This window comes from Streptococcus sanguinis (assembly GCF_003943735.1).
GTDB classification, from domain to species: domain Bacteria; phylum Bacillota; class Bacilli; order Lactobacillales; family Streptococcaceae; genus Streptococcus; species Streptococcus sanguinis_E.
Genome location: NZ_RJMV01000004.1, coordinates 183,027 through 199,278, shown reverse-complemented (window position 1 = coordinate 199,278; position 16,252 = coordinate 183,027). Strand labels below are relative to the sequence as shown.

12 protein-coding genes and 1 pseudogene are annotated in these 16,252 nt (G+C 44.1%); 7 read left to right on the top strand and 6 right to left on the bottom strand.

The features are described 5' to 3' along the window. Positions 1 to 26 precede the first annotated feature (26 nt). The 4 genes from D8877_RS06695 to D8877_RS06680 are packed head-to-tail and all read right to left on the bottom strand — an operon-like array spanning position 27 to position 4,603. On the bottom strand, positions 27 to 1,262 hold the full coding sequence (locus tag D8877_RS06695; RefSeq protein ID WP_125352802.1) for an aminoacyltransferase: 1,236 nt from the start codon (positions 1,260 to 1,262) through the stop codon (positions 27 to 29). A gap of 14 nt (positions 1,263 to 1,276) precedes the next feature. Further along, positions 1,277 to 2,491, bottom strand: a complete 1,215-nt coding sequence (locus D8877_RS06690) for an aminoacyltransferase (RefSeq protein ID WP_185760190.1) — start codon at positions 2,489 to 2,491, stop codon at positions 1,277 to 1,279. After that, a complete protein-coding gene (gene yidA, locus D8877_RS06685; RefSeq protein WP_125341654.1) occupies positions 2,491 to 3,300 on the bottom strand; it encodes a sugar-phosphatase in 810 nt (269 codons plus the stop codon). The genes D8877_RS06690 and yidA overlap by 1 nt, the downstream gene beginning before the upstream one ends. Before the next feature lies 1 nt (position 3,301). Then, positions 3,302 to 4,603: an HD domain-containing protein gene (locus tag D8877_RS06680; protein WP_125341653.1), complete on the bottom strand. Its 1,302-nt coding sequence runs from the start codon at positions 4,601 to 4,603 to the stop codon at positions 3,302 to 3,304. A 115-nt stretch (positions 4,604 to 4,718) separates the two neighbouring features. On the opposite strand from D8877_RS06680, the gene D8877_RS06675 reads away from it, so the two are divergent. The 3 genes and pseudogenes from D8877_RS06675 to D8877_RS06665 all read left to right on the top strand — a co-directional run bounded on the left by D8877_RS06675 (position 4,719) and on the right by D8877_RS06665 (position 8,966). Next, complete coding sequence (locus D8877_RS06675; RefSeq protein WP_185760189.1) at positions 4,719 to 5,105, top strand: YwiB family protein; 387 nt, start codon at positions 4,719 to 4,721, stop codon at positions 5,103 to 5,105. A gap of 285 nt (positions 5,106 to 5,390) precedes the next feature. Further along, entirely contained in the window at positions 5,391 to 8,087 is a 2,697-nt protein-coding gene (locus D8877_RS06670) for a cation-translocating P-type ATPase (protein ID WP_185760188.1), read from the top strand. A gap of 88 nt (positions 8,088 to 8,175) precedes the next feature. After that, positions 8,176 to 8,966: pseudogene (locus D8877_RS06665) on the top strand (DUF2785 domain-containing protein). On the opposite strand, the gene D8877_RS06660 reads toward D8877_RS06665, so the two are convergent. Further along, positions 8,960 to 9,820: a metallophosphoesterase gene (locus D8877_RS06660; protein WP_002900641.1), complete on the bottom strand. Its 861-nt coding sequence runs from the start codon at positions 9,818 to 9,820 to the stop codon at positions 8,960 to 8,962. The pseudogene D8877_RS06665 and the gene D8877_RS06660 sit on opposite strands and share 7 nt — an antisense overlap. A gap of 310 nt (positions 9,821 to 10,130) precedes the next feature. On the opposite strand from D8877_RS06660, the gene prfB reads away from it, so the two are divergent. The 3 genes from prfB to ftsX all read left to right on the top strand — a co-directional run bounded on the left by prfB (position 10,131) and on the right by ftsX (position 12,882). Next, positions 10,131 to 11,226 (top strand): peptide chain release factor 2 gene (gene prfB, locus D8877_RS06655; RefSeq protein ID WP_097677707.1). Its coding sequence is split into 2 segments (ribosomal slippage): positions 10,131 to 10,202 and positions 10,204 to 11,226, totalling 1,095 coding nucleotides; the frame shifts between segments, so codons are not numbered across the junction. Positions 11,227 to 11,270: 44 nt separating this feature from the next. Next, on the top strand, positions 11,271 to 11,963 hold the full coding sequence (ftsE, locus tag D8877_RS06650; protein ID WP_002895890.1) for a cell division ATP-binding protein FtsE: 693 nt from the start codon (positions 11,271 to 11,273) through the stop codon (positions 11,961 to 11,963). Then, positions 11,956 to 12,882 carry a permease-like cell division protein FtsX gene (gene ftsX, locus D8877_RS06645; protein ID WP_125341646.1) on the top strand — a complete coding sequence of 309 codons (927 nt, stop codon included), beginning with the start codon at positions 11,956 to 11,958 and terminating at the stop codon, positions 12,880 to 12,882. The genes ftsE and ftsX overlap by 8 nt, the downstream gene beginning before the upstream one ends. A gap of 68 nt (positions 12,883 to 12,950) precedes the next feature. On the opposite strand, the gene D8877_RS06640 is transcribed toward ftsX, so the two are convergent. Further along, complete coding sequence (locus D8877_RS06640) at positions 12,951 to 13,589, bottom strand: MBL fold metallo-hydrolase (protein WP_125341645.1); 639 nt, start codon at positions 13,587 to 13,589, stop codon at positions 12,951 to 12,953. 135 nt (positions 13,590 to 13,724) lie between these two features. Between D8877_RS06640 and D8877_RS06635 the strand changes: the two genes are divergently transcribed. After that, positions 13,725 to 16,169 carry a bifunctional DnaQ family exonuclease/ATP-dependent helicase gene (locus D8877_RS06635; protein WP_125352800.1) on the top strand — a complete coding sequence of 815 codons (2,445 nt, stop codon included), beginning with the start codon at positions 13,725 to 13,727 and terminating at the stop codon, positions 16,167 to 16,169. The last annotated feature ends 83 nt before the right edge of the window (positions 16,170 to 16,252 follow it).

The window sequence follows — 16,252 nt, the reverse complement described above, 5'->3', positions numbered from 1 at the left end:
AAAAACCAAGGGGAACCTTGGTTTTTTTAACGTCTTAGAATTTTCTTTATGAGCTGAAGCAGCTTAAACTTGAGAGGGTTAGGATAATAACGGAAAGTTCCCATTTTTCGGATGATGAAGCCGTTGAAGTTCTGCTTGAAGCGCAGAACACCGTCAGAACCATCGAAAATTCCCATAATGCCTAGGAAATTATAAAATGGAATGTCTCTCTTGATGCTTTCGGTCATAACGTATTCCTGCAGCAGGGCTGGAGCGTAGAATTTGTTAAACTCAGGATAGGAGCCGCTGAAGAGATAGGTTGCTTCCTGGGGGGTGTAGATAAAGAGGCTGGCAGCCAGGATCTGGTCTTGGTCGCCGTACTTATCAATCAGTTCTTGGGCTTCAGCTTTGCGGGTTTCAAAGCTGTCAAACTGGCTGGAAAGCTCTCGTAGCTGATTTTGTTTCTTTTCAGATTGAGGATTCTTTTCCAAGTCCGCCTGCAGTTTCTGGATTTTTTGGCCCAGTTTCTCTTGATCCTTTTGTAAGTTCTGAAGATAGTCCTTGAAGTTGAGACTAGCAGTCATAAAGTCCGCCTGCTGACCAAAGCTATCATAAAAATCTTGATAGTAGTCTAGTGGCTTGTCATCATATTCCCGCCGGTCAGAAGTGGCAGCTGTGATGTCTTTAAAAATGCTGAGTTGGTCACGTTCCAGCCTTTTTAGCTTGATGCCAAAGGTATTCGCTTTTTTGACGGTCGCCTTGCCGTTTTTACTGAAGGATTTGAGCAAGTCTTTCTCTGTCAGACCGGCTAAGTCTTTGACATAATGCCAATCAGGCTCTCCGCCTGGATAGCCTGTCTGTAGGCCGTCAAAGGCAAAGCCTAAGTCAGTCAGTTGCTGGATAAGCTCGACTTTTTCATCAGATGTGGGCTGGCCATTGCTGTCAAAGGCCTGATAAGTCTCGTAGGGCTTGATGATGAGCTCTAGAGCGCCTTCTTTTTTAGCGTAAGCCTGCAAAGCTTGATAGAAGGGAGTCAGGTATTTAGCATCGGTAGAGACAGGACCGCAGTTGATTTCCATATGGAGGCCGCCAGTCATCGGCATACTGTAGAGGACAGCAGACACCACGACCTGTCCCTGCGGGTCAGTGTAGCCGACATACTGGGTACTGAAGCCACGCTTGCTCAGTAGCTCTGCCATTTCCACGGTCTGCATAAAAGAGCGTTGGGAGCTAGCTGAGGTATGCTGGATAAATTCTTCTTGGCTGAGAAGTTTAAAGGTCATAGGCTTCCTTTCTGTTAATGCTTGCTGCGCAGTTTCTTTCTGAGAGTGTAGGCCAGGTTGGAGAGGTGGTAAAGAGGATTGGTTGGCAGGTTGAACTCACCAGCAAATTCCTCAATGGTTGGATTGAACTTGGATTTAAAGCTGTAGAGACCGCCCTTGAGGTCGTTTTCGATTCCGCCCATATTTTGCCAATCTGCTCCGCGCTCAAAAGCATGTTTGGCCGTTTCGTACCAAGTGATGATGGCTGGCTGATAACGGCGGTACTCCTCGTCCATTCCGGCATAGATATTTTCAGAGGTTTTGCCGTATTCCAAGACCAGTGTGCCAGACAGGGGAACGACAGTAGCACCTTGGCTGATTTTGTCCTGCAGAAAGTCAATCTCTTCTTGGAGGCGTTTTTGTTCTTGCAGGTTATTCTCAATCTTGCCAGGCTTGGTTTTCTCGGTAAATTTCTCTGCTTCCTTGAGTGTCTTAGTCAGCTGAGCCTGCAAGTCTTCCAATCGTGCCTTTAGATCAATACTGGACAAGGTGACATAGGAGTGCTCAGGATAAGTATCCAAGAGTTTTTGGTAATAGTCTTTGCCTCGTAGGTGGATGTTTTTTCTGTTTTCTGTCTTCTTCATCAGGGCTGAAAAGTCATCCAGTAATTCTGCTCCGCCAAATTGGATTTGGATGCCTTTGTTACGGGCTGTACGAATAGCCTGGCGAGTACTCTTAGAAAGCAGATCCTCGCTAAAATCTTCTTTATGGATATTGGCCTGCAAGCGAGGCTGGATGGTTTCGTCTAGAGACTCAGTCCGTCCGACCCAGACGGCTCCAGCATGCTGCAACTGTTGAATCAGCTCAACTGTCTCTGCTTTGTCTTGCAATTCAGCACCCATCTTGCTTTCTGCCAGAAAGAGGCTAGGGTCAAACTTGACAAAGAGCGCTTTTTTCTCCTTGGCAAATTTCTTGAGCGACGCCAAAACAAAGGCCAGCAGCTCCTTGTCACCATAGTCCATGATAGGGCCGCGTGGGATATAAAGCATGGTCATCCCCAAGGGCAGTGGTTTGATCAGGACACTGGCTGCGGCAACCAAGTGGTCATCTTTATAGAAGCCCAAGCGCTCATTGGCCCAGTTATCCTTAATCTGAGCCCAGGCTGAGCTCTGCAGAAGATTGGCCTGCGGATGAGCCGTGACAAAATCGTCGTGTTCCCGAGCTGAAATTCCAATTTTGTAATTAAACATTATTTTAAAACCCACTCTCTAATGGCGTGTGCTACGCCGGATTCGTCGTTTGATTTGGTGATATATTTGGCGATTTTCTTGAGTTCTTCCTTGCCGTTTTCCATGACAACAGGAGAGCCGACGGCTTCCAGCATGGCACGGTCGTTTTCTTCATCACCGATAGCCATAGTCTGCTCCTTGCTCAAGCCAAGTTTTTCAGCCAGATGAAGGATAGCAGCCCCTTTATTGACAGTCTTTTTGACAATTTCCAGATAGAAAGGAGTTGATTTAACCAGTGTATATTTTTCGGCTAATTCTGGTGGCAGCTTAGCAATGGCCGCATCCAGAATTTCCGGTTCATCAATATACATGCACTTGACGATTTCTTTATTGGTCATTTCTTCAGGTGTGCGGTAGAAGATAGGCATGCTGACCAGATTGGACTCGTAAACAGTGTACTTGCCGATGTTGCGATTGGCAGTATAAATGCCGTCCTTGGTGATGGCATGCATGTGGACGCCTAATTTTCGCCCGAGCAGTTCGATATCCAGATAGTCGTCGTAGGTCAGTGTTTCTTTGATTAATTCTTGACCTGTAACAGTATCCTGCACAAGTCCGCCATTGAAGGTAACGACATAGTTGCCTGGCTGATTAAGCTCTAGCTCCTCGAGAAGCTTTTGAACACCCGCAATAGGACGGCCGGTTGCAATAACGATTTTTACACCAGCAGCCTTGGCATCCTGAACAGCGCTGAAGACTTCAGGAGTGATTTCTTTTTGGTTATTTAAAAGGGTGCCGTCAATGTCGACGGCAACTAATTTGATAGACATATTATTCTCCGTAGGTAAATTGGTCGTTTTTGATATAGTGCATAAAAGTCTGATTTTTTTCGCTGAAAAGTCCGGTCTCTGCTAGCATTTCCTTGGGGAAGTAGAAGCGATTATCGCCTTGTCTAGTTCCGGCTAGCGAATGAACGATAGGAGACAGGCTGGACAGTTCTGCTAAGCTGCCATCTTTTTGCAGGATTTCTATCTGGGTCCGAGGTTTTTCAACGTCAGGCCGGTAGAAATCATAAGGCAAATCAAAATTACGATGGATAGCAGTATAGTAATCAGGGTCGAAACCAACCTGTCCAACTAGGTCTCGCATGATATCCAAATGCGCTTCGTTTTCTTGAGAAAAGACGATAGACTTAAAGACCTTGCGGTTGATAAAACGCTGAGCCAGGTCAGATAAAATCTTGTCTGGACTAGTCATCCATACTTGGAAATAGGTATTCATAACACCATCATCCAAGGCCAGATAATCCTGCAGGGTCACTCTGTTTTCAAAGAATGGAATGAGATTGGGAGATGACAGCGCAAAATAATCCTTCTGAGCCGGATAGAGAAACTTGGCCCGCTTGAGCAGATTTTGCAGCAAAACTTCCATAGCCCTGCTGGCCGGGTGGAAATAAACCTGCATGTACATCTGGTAGCGGCTGACAACGTAATCTTCTACCGCATGCATGCCATTGCGCTTGAAGGCGATGCCGTTTTCTACTGGACAAATCACTCGTAAAATTCTGGTTAAGTCAAATTGCCCATAGGAAGCACCAGTAAAGAAGGAATCTCGCAAGAGATAATCCATCCGATCCACATCAATCTGGCTGGAAATCAGCTGAACTACCTGCTTATTGGGATAGGTATGGTTGATGACACTAGCCACCTTTTCTGGGAAATCTGGCGAAACCTGTACCAGTACTTGATGAATCTCCGTCTCAGGACTGGTGATAATTTGCCGCGTAATGTCCTCGTGATTGGTGTCAAAGAGGCGCTCGAAAGTGTGTGAATAAGCTCCGTGCCCCAAGTCATGCAGGAGAGCGGCTGTCATGGTCAGCAGGCTTTCATGGCTATCCCAGTTGTCTTGGTATTTTTCATTGAAAATCTTGGTGATGCGCCGAGCAATCTCGTAAGCTCCCAGACAATGCGAAAAACGGCTGTGCTCCCCACCGTGGAAGGTATAGCCGGAAGTGCCCAGCTGTTTGATGCGGCGCAGCCGTTGAAATTCTTTGGTATTGATTAAATCATAAATAACCTGATGGTCCACATGAACATAATTATGAACCGGGTCCCGAAATACTTTTTCAATCATGCTACCATTATACCATAAATCATAGTAGGAAAAAAATTAAAGCTATAACTGAAAGAAGAGCAATTTTGTCCTTTTTTTGATAAAATAGGGAAAGAAAAACAGAAATGAGATGAAGATGCAAATCAGAATAAAAAATCAAATCCAGCTGGACGGGCATACCGAGCTCATCGATCAGGTCTACGATACGGACTGGACGCAAAAAGGAGACTATCATTATCTGCTATATAAGAATGAAGAAGGAGAGAAAGTAGTTCTGAAGTTCCACGATAAAGAGTTGGTTATGACGCGCTTTTCTGAGCCTAAGTCCATCATGCGCTTCATCAGTCAAGGGCAGGCGTTGGTTGGCATCCATACACCTGTGGGCTTGCAGCAGTTTGTGACCGATACTCCTTTTTATAAGGTTGATTTTACCAAGCAGGTTCTGCAACTTCATTATCAGCTGAAAACTGTTGACGGAGAGCAGATTTTTGCCAGCTATGAAATGGAGATTAGCTGGGGTTAGCTGCAATTCTCTGAGAAATCTCTTGAAAATCATAATGTTTCCCCTTGCAAAAGCTTGAAAATTTGGTATAATAGTTTCTAACTCAAGGGAGTAGCTAACGGAATAACCGTTACAAGGTCGTCAATACGAAAGAAATTTCCGGCCTTGTATGAAATAGCGAGACTTGTTAATAAACAGGTCTCTTTTTTGTTTCTGACTTTTTGGATATGGCTGGTGCGGCTTGAGATGATGAGTCCTAGTGGTCAGAAAACTTCAGAAATAAAAGAGACCAAGAGGAGGAATACATTGTCAAAAGAACAAAAGCGCCAAGCTTTTTATACCCAGAGTCCTGAGGAAATTTTCAAAACTTTGGACGCTTCAGAGCAAGGTTTGTCCAGTCAAGAAGCAGCCAAGCGTTTAGCTGATTATGGCCGCAATGAACTGGATGAAGGGGAGAAAAAATCTCTCTTAATGAAGTTTTTGGAGCAGTTCAAGGATTTGATGATTATCATCTTGTTGGTAGCAGCTGTCTTGTCTGTTGTCACATCAGGTGGTGAAGACATTGCAGATGCTTTAATCATTTTAGCAGTCGTAATCATCAATGCCATTTTCGGTGTCTATCAGGAAGGCAAGGCTGAAGAAGCAATTGCGGCACTCAAATCTATGTCCAGCCCGGCTGCGCGTGTCCTTCGTGATGGTCATGTCACAGAAGTAGATTCTAAGGACTTGGTACCTGGTGATATCGTTAGATTGGAAGCCGGTGATGTTGTCCCAGCTGATATGCGACTTTTAGAAGCTAATTCACTGAAAATCGAAGAAGCGGCTCTGACAGGTGAGTCTGTGCCGGTTGAGAAAGATTTGACTGTTGAGGTAGCTGCAGATGCTGGTATTGGAGACCGTGTGAATATGGCCTTCCAAAACTCAAATGTGACCTATGGTCGTGGGGTTGGGTTGGTTGTCAATACAGGGATGTATACGGAAGTCGGTCACATCGCGGGTATGTTGCAGGATGCGGATGAAACGGACACACCGCTCAAGCAAAATCTTAATAGTCTGTCTAAGGTTCTGACCTATGCTATCTTGGTGATCGCTGCGGTGACTTTTGTAGTCGGTGTCTTCATTCAAGGGAAAAATCCACTGGATGAACTGATGACCTCTGTAGCCTTGGCAGTTGCGGCTATTCCAGAAGGTCTGCCTGCTATCGTTACCATCGTGCTGGCTTTGGGAACTCAGGTTCTGGCTAAGCGGAATTCGATTGTCCGTAAGCTTCCGGCTGTTGAGACTTTGGGATCAACTGAGATTATCGCTTCAGATAAGACTGGTACCCTGACCATGAATAAGATGACGGTCGAAAAAGTCTTTTATGACGGGGTCCTGAATGAAGCTGGACAAGATATTGAACTTGGCTTGGAGCTGCCTCTCTTACGTTCAGTTGTCTTAGCCAATGATACCAAGATTGATCAAGAAGGGAAGCTGATTGGTGATCCAACAGAAACAGCCTTTATCCAGCATGCTTTGGACAAGGGCTATGATGTGAAGGCCTTTTTAGAGAAATATCCTCGAGTAGCTGAGCTGCCCTTTGATTCAGATCGTAAGCTCATGTCTACTGTCCATCCATTGCCAGATGGGAAATTCCTTGTGGCAGTCAAGGGTGCACCAGATCAACTATTGAAACGCTGTGTTGCCCGTGATAAGGCTGGAGATGTTGCATCGATTGATGACGCTACTTCACAGCTGATTAAGTCTAACAACTCAGACATGGCTCACCAAGCTCTGCGTGTGCTGGCTGGCGCCTACAAGATTATTGATGCAGTTCCGACTGACTTGACATCTGAAAGTCTAGAAAACGATTTAATCTTTACTGGTTTAATCGGTATGATTGACCCAGAACGTGCAGAAGCAGCAGAAGCTGTTCGCGTCGCTAAAGAAGCTGGTATTCGTCCGATTATGATTACTGGTGACCATCAGGATACAGCTGAAGCTATCGCTAAGCGTTTGGGTATCATCGAAGAAGGAGATACTGAAGACCATGTCCTGACTGGTGCAGAGCTCAATGAGCTTTCTGATGCAGAATTTGAAAAGGTTGTTGGCCAATACTCTGTCTATGCCCGGGTTTCTCCTGAGCACAAGGTACGGATTGTCAAAGCGTGGCAAAACCAAGGTAAGGTAGTAGCCATGACAGGTGATGGTGTCAATGACGCACCAGCTTTGAAGACAGCCGATATCGGTATCGGTATGGGTATTACAGGTACAGAAGTATCTAAGGGTGCCTCTGACATGATTCTGGCAGATGATAACTTTGCGACCATCATTGTAGCCGTGGAAGAAGGACGCAAGGTCTTCTCTAATATTCAAAAGACCATCCAGTATCTCCTTTCAGCTAATACAGCTGAGGTGCTGACTATTTTCTTAGCAACCCTCTTTGGTTGGGATGTGCTGCAGCCAGTTCATCTGCTTTGGATTAACCTAGTAACGGATACCTTCCCTGCCATTGCTTTGGGGGTTGAACCTGCTGAGCCAGGTGTCATGAGTCATAAACCTCGTGGCCGTAAGTCTAGCTTCTTCTCAGGTGGAGTGATGAGCTCTATAATCTATCAGGGTGTCCTGCAAGGGGCTTTAGTTCTGGCGGTTTATGGTTATGCTATCTCTAATCCCGTCCATGTCGGTGATATCAAGGCTATCCATGCGGACGCTCTGACAATGGCCTTTGCAACGCTTGGTCTCATCCAGCTCTTCCATGCTTACAATGTAAAATCTGTTTACCAGTCTATCTTTACAGTTGGTCCATTCAAGTCTAAGACCTTTAACTGGTCTATCCTGGTTTCTTTCATCCTATTGATTTCAACCATTGTAATTGATCCACTGGAAAAGATTTTCCATGTGACCAAGCTGGACTTGTCACAATGGACAGTTGTTCTGATTGGTAGCTTTGCCATGATTGTCATTGTTGAAATTGTTAAGTTCATCCAACGTAAATTAGGTATGGAAAAGAATGCTATTTAACAGCAAAAAGTCATCTTCGGATGGCTTTTTTGCGTACAAGGCGGTATAATCAAATTCAAAGAAAGCAACTCGAAAGGACGGTGAAAGTATGTATCAAAGCTTACGAAAGAAGTTGGAAGAAGCTTCTCCTTTATATTATGAGGAAGAAATCTTATGGTTACTGGATCATATTGGTCATCCAGAAGCGACAATCCGTGATGAGTTAGTCTTTTCGTCCTTAGCGAGGGGACTTCAGGCTGGCCTGTTTTCAGCTGAACAGTTTCGTTTCTTGGCTCAAGAAGCAGTCAAAAGACAAGGAATTTTTTACGAGAGTGATAAAAATGGGCAAGCTACCTTAACACGTTCCTTCACGGCTTTACTTTATGCCAATCTCTTAAACTGTGATGGCAATCCAAACTCTTCGTATTATCAAGCTTTATCAGTGCAAGAAAGAAAATATTTACTAGATAAGGGGCTAATCTACTTGTCAGTAGAAAGAGACACAAGAGGTTACTCTAGAAAATACGGTTGGGTTCATGCCTTCGCTCATGGAGCAGACTTATTGACAGAAGTGGCTTGTCATCCGGACTTTCTCTCCAGTAGGATGCCAGAGGTTTTAGAGGTCATTCATCAAGTTTTTAAAAGAGTTTCAGTCCGTTTCGGAAATGATGAGGATTGGCGCTTAGCCCAGGTGCTCTATCAAGCTGTCTTAAAGAAAAAACTGTCGCAGCATGAACTTAGACTGTGGCTTCAATCACAGAGTTTTCCATTGGAAAACAACCAAGATTTCATTGCTTTTTCCAATTTTCGTTCCTGTTTATTAGAAGTCTATGTGCAGTTGGACAGCAAAAACAGCTCTCAGATGAGCTGAGAGCTGCAATTCAACATTTCCATTACTGAACTTCAATCACCATTAAAGCATCTCGCAGTTCGTCTGCTAGGTGTTTTTTCTTATAGTCTCGAAATTCGGCTAAATCTTTAACAGCATTATAACGCTTGTGCAGGCGGTACATCTGGGGAATTTTATACTGAGGAAAGTCATTAAAAAAGTTTCGAGTCAGTTCCCATTCGCGGATATAGCCCAGAGGACGCATATGGTAGCGGACACCTTCGATAACACGGCTTTGGTGGCGGTGATGGAGATGACCAAAAATCACTTCTTTCACCCTGTATTTGACAAAGAGCCGATGAAAAGCTTGGCTTCCTAGGAAGGCGTTGAAGCGCTGGAAGTAGGGATGGTCGTATAGAAAGTCTTGATGGGGGACAAAATGCAGAGCAACAATAATGGGACCATCTAAAGTCATCAGCAGTTTTTCTAACTCTTGCAGTGTCTGAGCTGTAATGCTAGGGTCGTCGAGTTGACGCTCCAATCTGCGGTCAAACCAGAAATTAGTCTTGGTTCTCAGATGCTCTTCCTTGCTTTTTTCTGGACCAAAGCTGTAGTCGTACCAGCCAGAAAAGCTGATGAGCTTGGTCTGGCCAAATTGCTGGATCTGAAAATCATAGTTTGAAATTTCTTGCTCAGAAAGTCCCAGCATATCGTGGTTTCCCAGATTAAAAGAGAGGGGAATCTCTTGCTTCAAAGTTTCAAGAAAGGGCAAACTGATCTTGGTCAGGTCGTTGGACAAATCTCCTGCAATGTGTAGGTGGTCAATCCCTTCCTCTTTTAAAAGCTGGCGAAGAACTTGCCGCTCAAAATCTCCAAACTGGTTGGAGTCCAGATGGAGGTCGCTCATAAATCCGATTCTTGTCATAATTTTAGTCTAGCATATTTTTCAAAACTTGAAAATGCTTAAGGTCCTATGGAGTTTCTCCCTTTTATCTAAACACCTCATAAATTATCGTAATTTTGTATTTCGTTTATCCATAGATGAAGTCTAGGAAGGCTTGAAATAATTCTTCCAACCCCATGTCATTATATTACTTTTCTAACAATTAAGTGACAAGGAGTCGCTTGTCTTGCCTAGCTAGGGAAAATCCGATAAAATGTAAGCTGCTGAATGTGAGATTAGGCAAACTGTTTAATTTATGTTATAATTAAACGATATGTGAAAAGAGGTATTTATGGACATTTCAGAAATTCGTCAAAAGATTGACGCAAATCGTGAAAAATTAGCTTCTTTCAGGGGGTCTCTTTGACTTAGAAGGTCTGGAAGAAGAAATTGCCATCTTAGAAAATAAGATGACAGAACCCGACTTTTGGGATGACAACATTGCAGCCCAGAAGACTTCTCAAGAGCTAAATGAACTCAAGCAAACCTATGAAAATTTCCATCAAATGACCGAGCTTTTTGATGAATCGGAAATCTTGCTTGATTTTCTGGCTGAAGATGAGTCGGTTCAGGGTGAGTTGGAAGAAAAGCTGGCTGAACTCGAGAAAATGATGACCAGCTATGAAATGACCCTGCTCCTATCTGAGCCTTATGATAATAACAATGCCATCCTTGAAATTCACCCGGGCTCTGGTGGTACAGAGGCCCAGGATTGGGGAGATATGCTGCTGCGTATGTATACACGCTTTGGCAATGCCAAGGGCTTCAAAGTTGAGGTCTTGGACTATCAAGCTGGAGATGAAGCAGGCATTAAGTCGGTTACACTTTCATTTGAAGGACCGCACGCTTATGGTCTGCTCAAGTCAGAAATGGGAGTCCACCGTTTGGTCCGGATTTCGCCATTCGACTCAGCTAAGCGTCGCCATACTTCTTTTACCTCAGTAGAGGTCATGCCAGAGCTGGATGACACCATTGAGGTGGAAATTCGCGATGACGATATTAAGATGGACACTTTCCGCTCGGGAGGAGCCGGCGGGCAGAACGTCAATAAAGTTTCGACTGGTGTGCGACTGACGCATATTCCTACAGGAATCGTGGTGCAGTCTACCGTTGACCGGACCCAGTATGGAAATCGTGATCGGGCGATGAAGATGCTGCAGGCCAAGCTTTATCAGCTAGAGCAAGAGAAACAAGCAGCTGAAGTCGATTCACTCAAGGGAGATAAGAAGGAAATTTCCTGGGGCAGCCAAATCCGTTCCTATGTCTTTACGCCTTATACCATGGTTAAAGACCATCGGACCAGTTACGAAGTAGCACAGGTGGACAAGGTGATGGACGGAGATTTGGATGGTTTCATCGACGCTTATTTGAAATGGCGTTTGAACTAGGAAATGTAAGAGATTAGAATTAGATTGAAAGGAAATTTCAATAGATGTCAATAATTGAAATGAAAGATGTTGTCAAGAAGTATGGCAACGGGACCACTGCCCTTCGTAGTGTGTCTATTAATGTAGAACCTGGGGAGTTTGCCTATATTGTAGGTCCTTCAGGAGCAGGAAAGTCAACCTTTATTCGTTTGCTTTACCGGGAGATAAAGCTGGATAAGGGAAGTCTGAAAGTAGCTGATTTTGACTTAGCTAAGATTAAGAAGCGTGATGTTCCAATGCTGCGCCGTCAGGTTGGAGTCGTCTTCCAAGACTATAAACTTCTTCCTAAAAAGACAGTGTATGAGAATATTGCCTACGCCATGGAAGTTATCGGTGAGCGTCGCCGCAATATTAAAAAACGGGTTATGGAAGTGCTGGATCTGGTTGGTCTGAAGCACAAGGTTCGTTCATTCCCTAATGAGCTTTCCGGTGGTGAGCAGCAGCGGATTGCCATTGCGCGTGCGATTGCCAACAACCCTAAAGTCCTGATTGCGGATGAGCCGACAGGAAACTTGGACCCAGATAATTCTTGGGAGATTATGAACCTGCTGGAGCGGATTAACCTTCAGGGAACAACTGTCCTGATGGCAACCCACAACAGCCAGATTGTAAATACTCTGCGTCACCGCGTTATTGCCATTGAAAATGGCCGTGTGGTACGTGATGAAGCGGAAGGAGAATACGGATACGATGATTAGAAGATTTTTTCGTCATTTGATTGAGTCGCTTAAGAGTCTTACGCGGAATGGTTGGATGACTGTAGCGGCTGTCAGCTCGGTTATGATTACCTTGAGCTTAGTGGCTGTCTTTGCTTCAGTAATTTTAAATACAGCCAAGTTGGCAAATGATATTTCCAATAATGTCCGCGTTATGGTATACATGCGTAAGGATGTTGCCGACAATAGCGAAACGATTGTAAAAGAAGGCCAAACAGTTCAGAATGAAGACTACCACAAGGTCTATGATGCTCTGACTTCTATGAAAAATGTAGAGAAGGTTACTTTTTCTAGCAAGCAAGAGCAGTATAATAAGCTAACAGAGACCATGGGTAGTGAGTGGGATGTTTTTGATGAAGAAAATAATCCTCTTTACGATGCTTATATTGTTGAGACCAAGGCACCTAAGTATGTTGAATCTGTTACAAAAGATGCTCGTAAGATTGATGGTGTTTCTGAGGTTCAAAATGGTGGTACCAATACCAAAAATCTCTTTGCGTTTTCTAATTTCATCCAAACATGGGGATTGATTGGGACAGCGCTTCTGATTTTCATTGCTATCCTCCTCATTTCCAATACTATTCGGATTACCATTATTTCCCGCAGTCGCGAGATTCAAATCATGCGCTTGGTTGGTGCCAAGAATAGCTATATCCGTGGACCATTCCTGTTTGAAGGAGCATGGATTGGCTTGCTAGGAGCAACAGTTCCGTCACTTGTAGTATATTTGACATATGGTATAGCCTTCCAGACTATGAATAAGAGCTTGGTAGGTCAAGGGCTTTCTATGATTGATCCAAAACTCTTTAGTCCAATTATGATAGCAGCACTCTTTGTGTTGGGAATTCTTATCGGATCATTGGGATCTATCATCTCTATGAGACGCTTCTTGAAGATTTAACAAATCATAAAAAACAGAGTTTGAAGATTTTCAAACTCTGTTTTTGTTATAGGTAATTGCTTTAATAGCTACTGAGCTAAAAATGGATTAAAGATTTTTTCATGTGAAATAGTGGTATCATGACCATGTCCAGGATAAACAGCATAGTCTTTAGGTAGGACCAGAAGTTTCTCACGAATAGACGTCAGTAATTGCTCCATGTTTCCTGTAGGAAGATCCGTTCGTCCAATGCTTTCCCGAAAGAGGGCATCACCTGTCAAAACAAGGCGGTCATCTGGAAAGACTAGAGAGACACCTCCGATGGAGTGGCCAGGTGTTGCAAGCACATAGAAGTGAAAGCCTCTAAGATCATAGTCTGTTTCGTAGGAGAAAAACTCTTCTGCTGGTCGACAGATAATATCATCCATATCAGCATGGCGCGCCAGACCAGATAGGTTATCTGTCGGTGTATAGAGCCAGCTGCTTTCGCTCTCAGCCACATAGACAGGTGGGGCCGCATAGTGCTCTCGAACCTTTTCTAAGCTCATAATATGGTCATAATGGGTGTGGGTCAAGAGAATAGCAATCAGAGGCTTAGCTAATTCCTCTAGCTTGCGTTCAATCTTTTTCCAGTCACTGCCAGGATCGACGACTAGGAGGCCCTGATTATTTTCTAATATATAGGTGTTTTCAAATGCAACAAGGTTGATAATTTTATGAATCTTCATTTGATTTCCTCGGAAAATGTATTCTGCTATTGAGTGTAACAGAAAAGAGAATTTTTTGCACAGAATTGCTTCATAGACTATGGCTGAAAATTTTCAGATGTCTCAGAATGGCTTTTATGATATAATCATAGCAGTATGACACAAAATGATTATAAGTATGCCGTTGTGGACTTGGAGGCTACAGGAACGGGCAGCAGTGCAAAGATTATCCAGATTGGCATTGTTCTGATTGAGAATGGAATCATTACCAAGACTTATGAAACAGATGTCAATCCTCATGAGGAACTGGATGAGCATATCAAAGAGCTGACGGGATTGAATGATGAGCGGCTTGGCAAAGCCCCGGAGTTTTCTCAGGTAGCAGCTGAGGTATATGAGCTGATTCAGGACGCGATTTTTGTCGCTCATAATGTTAAGTTTGACGCCAATCTACTAGCAGAGTCTCTTTTCTGGGAAGGGTTTGACTTGCTGACACCGCGTGTGGATACGGTGGAGTTGGCTCAGGTCTTTTACCCGACCTTTGATAAATATTCCTTGGGCAATCTCTGTAATTTGCTGGATATTTCTTTGGAAAATGCCCACACTGCTCTGGCAGATGCTCAAGCAACGGCTCAGCTATTTTTAAAAATACAAGACAAAATCAAGAGTCTATCCAAGGCCTTGGTTGAGAAAATGCTAACTTTGGCGGACAGCATTATCTATGAGTCTCGCTTGGCTATCGAGGAAGTTTATCAGACGATGCCGGATCAGCAAGATAAGGAACTGCAATCCTGCCATGGTATTTTCCTGCGACTTCCCCAAAAGCTGACTTCGGAAAAGAAACTGTCGCAGGATTTCCTCACCAATCTATACCTGCTGGGCTTAGAAGAGCGGTCTGAACAGCTCAAATTTGCTCGTTTTATGGAGGAAGCTCTGGACCAGCAGGTCCCTAGTTTTTTAGAGGCACAGACAGGCTTGGGCAAGACCTTTGGCTATTTGCTGCCCATTCTGTCTAGAGGCCGGGAAAAAGTACTAGTGACGGTTCCGACTAAGATTCTGCAGGACCAGCTGTTGCAAAAGGAAGGACGATTGTTGGAGGAAGTCTTTGGTATTTCCTTTCACAGTCTAAAGAGTCCGGAGAATTATCTCAAGCTTGACCATTTCTATCAGACACTAGACAGGGAATATGACAACCGTCTGATTAATCGCTGCAAGCTACAACTCTTAGTCTGGCTGACAGAAACTAAAACAGGTGATTTGAGTGAAATCGGGCAGGCTCATCGCTTTTCAAGCTACTTCAATGAAATCCGTCATGATGGCAAGCTAAGCAAACATTCTCTTTTTTATGAGGAAGATTTTTGGCGGCTGGGACAGGTCAAGGCGGCCACCAGTCGAGTCGTGATTACCAATCATGCTTACCTGCTGACGCGTTTAGAGGATGACCAGTCTTTGCTGGACAATCGTATTCTGGTAGTTGATGAAGCCCAGAAGATGTTTTTCGCCTTGGAAAGCTTCTCTCAGTCCAGTATAAATCTATCTAAAACCCTGCAGCAGATAAATCATCTCCTTCAGGAAGAAGGGGAACTTCTGCAGCAACGGCTTTTGCAAAGCATTCAGTTTGAGCTGGCTGATGCCGCAGAGAAGCATCGCAAGAAAGCATCTGAGCTAAGTCCGGAAAAGATTGCCCGACTGCTTCAGGATGTGTCCGAGTTAAAGACTAGTGCCCTGCCTGAGCTGCAGCACTTGTTCAGTGGCAAATACCAGTATTATTGGTTGGTTGATGAAGTTTTGGCAGACCAACGCTTGATGACACTGCATGCTGGCCGTTCAGAATTACTGCATTTCACAGACTTTTTAACTGAAAGGGCTAAGGTTATCTTGGTTTCGTCCACTCTGGAAATCAGCTCAAAGGTCAATCTGGCGCAGTTGCTAGGCTTTGAAAGTTATCACTTTTACAAGCTGAAAACCAAGAAGAAACCACTGCAGAAGCTCTTTTTAGATGAGAATTTTCCAGCAGTAGTGGATTTGTCAACTGAGGATTTTGCGCAAGAGATTGTTACTTGCCTGCAAGAAGTGGCAGAACTTGGTCTGCCTATTGTCGTCCTCTTCACCTCTAAAGACTTGCTTTTGACTGTTTCGGACTTGCTGGCTCTGCCGCATTTGGCCCAATATAAAAATGGCGATGCTGGCAATATCAAGCGGCGTTTTGATAGAGGAGAGGCAGGTATTCTTTTGGGCTCTGGCAGCTTTTGGGAGGGGGCGGATTTTGCTGAGCAAGACCAGATTATTCAGCTGATTACTCGGATTCCATTTGACAATCCAAAGGATTTCTTTGTTCAAAAGATTAACAGCCGCCTGAAAGGGGAAGGTAAGAATGCCTTTTATGATTATCAACTGCCTCTTGCCATCTTACGGCTTAAGCAGGCTATTGGCCGGACCCGGCGCAATGAACATCAGAAGTCAGCTGTTATTCTTTTGGACAATCGCATTTCTAGTAAACGCTATGGCAAGCAGATTCAGCATCATCTGTCACAATTGGCTTCTTTGGATATTCTGCCGGAGGCAGCCATTATGAAGGAGTTACGAGACTTTTTTGACTGAAACTATCTGAAATCAGCTGAGTTTTATCGGCTGATTTTTTAAATTCATTCAGATTTTTAGGATAAAATTTGTTATAATGAGAG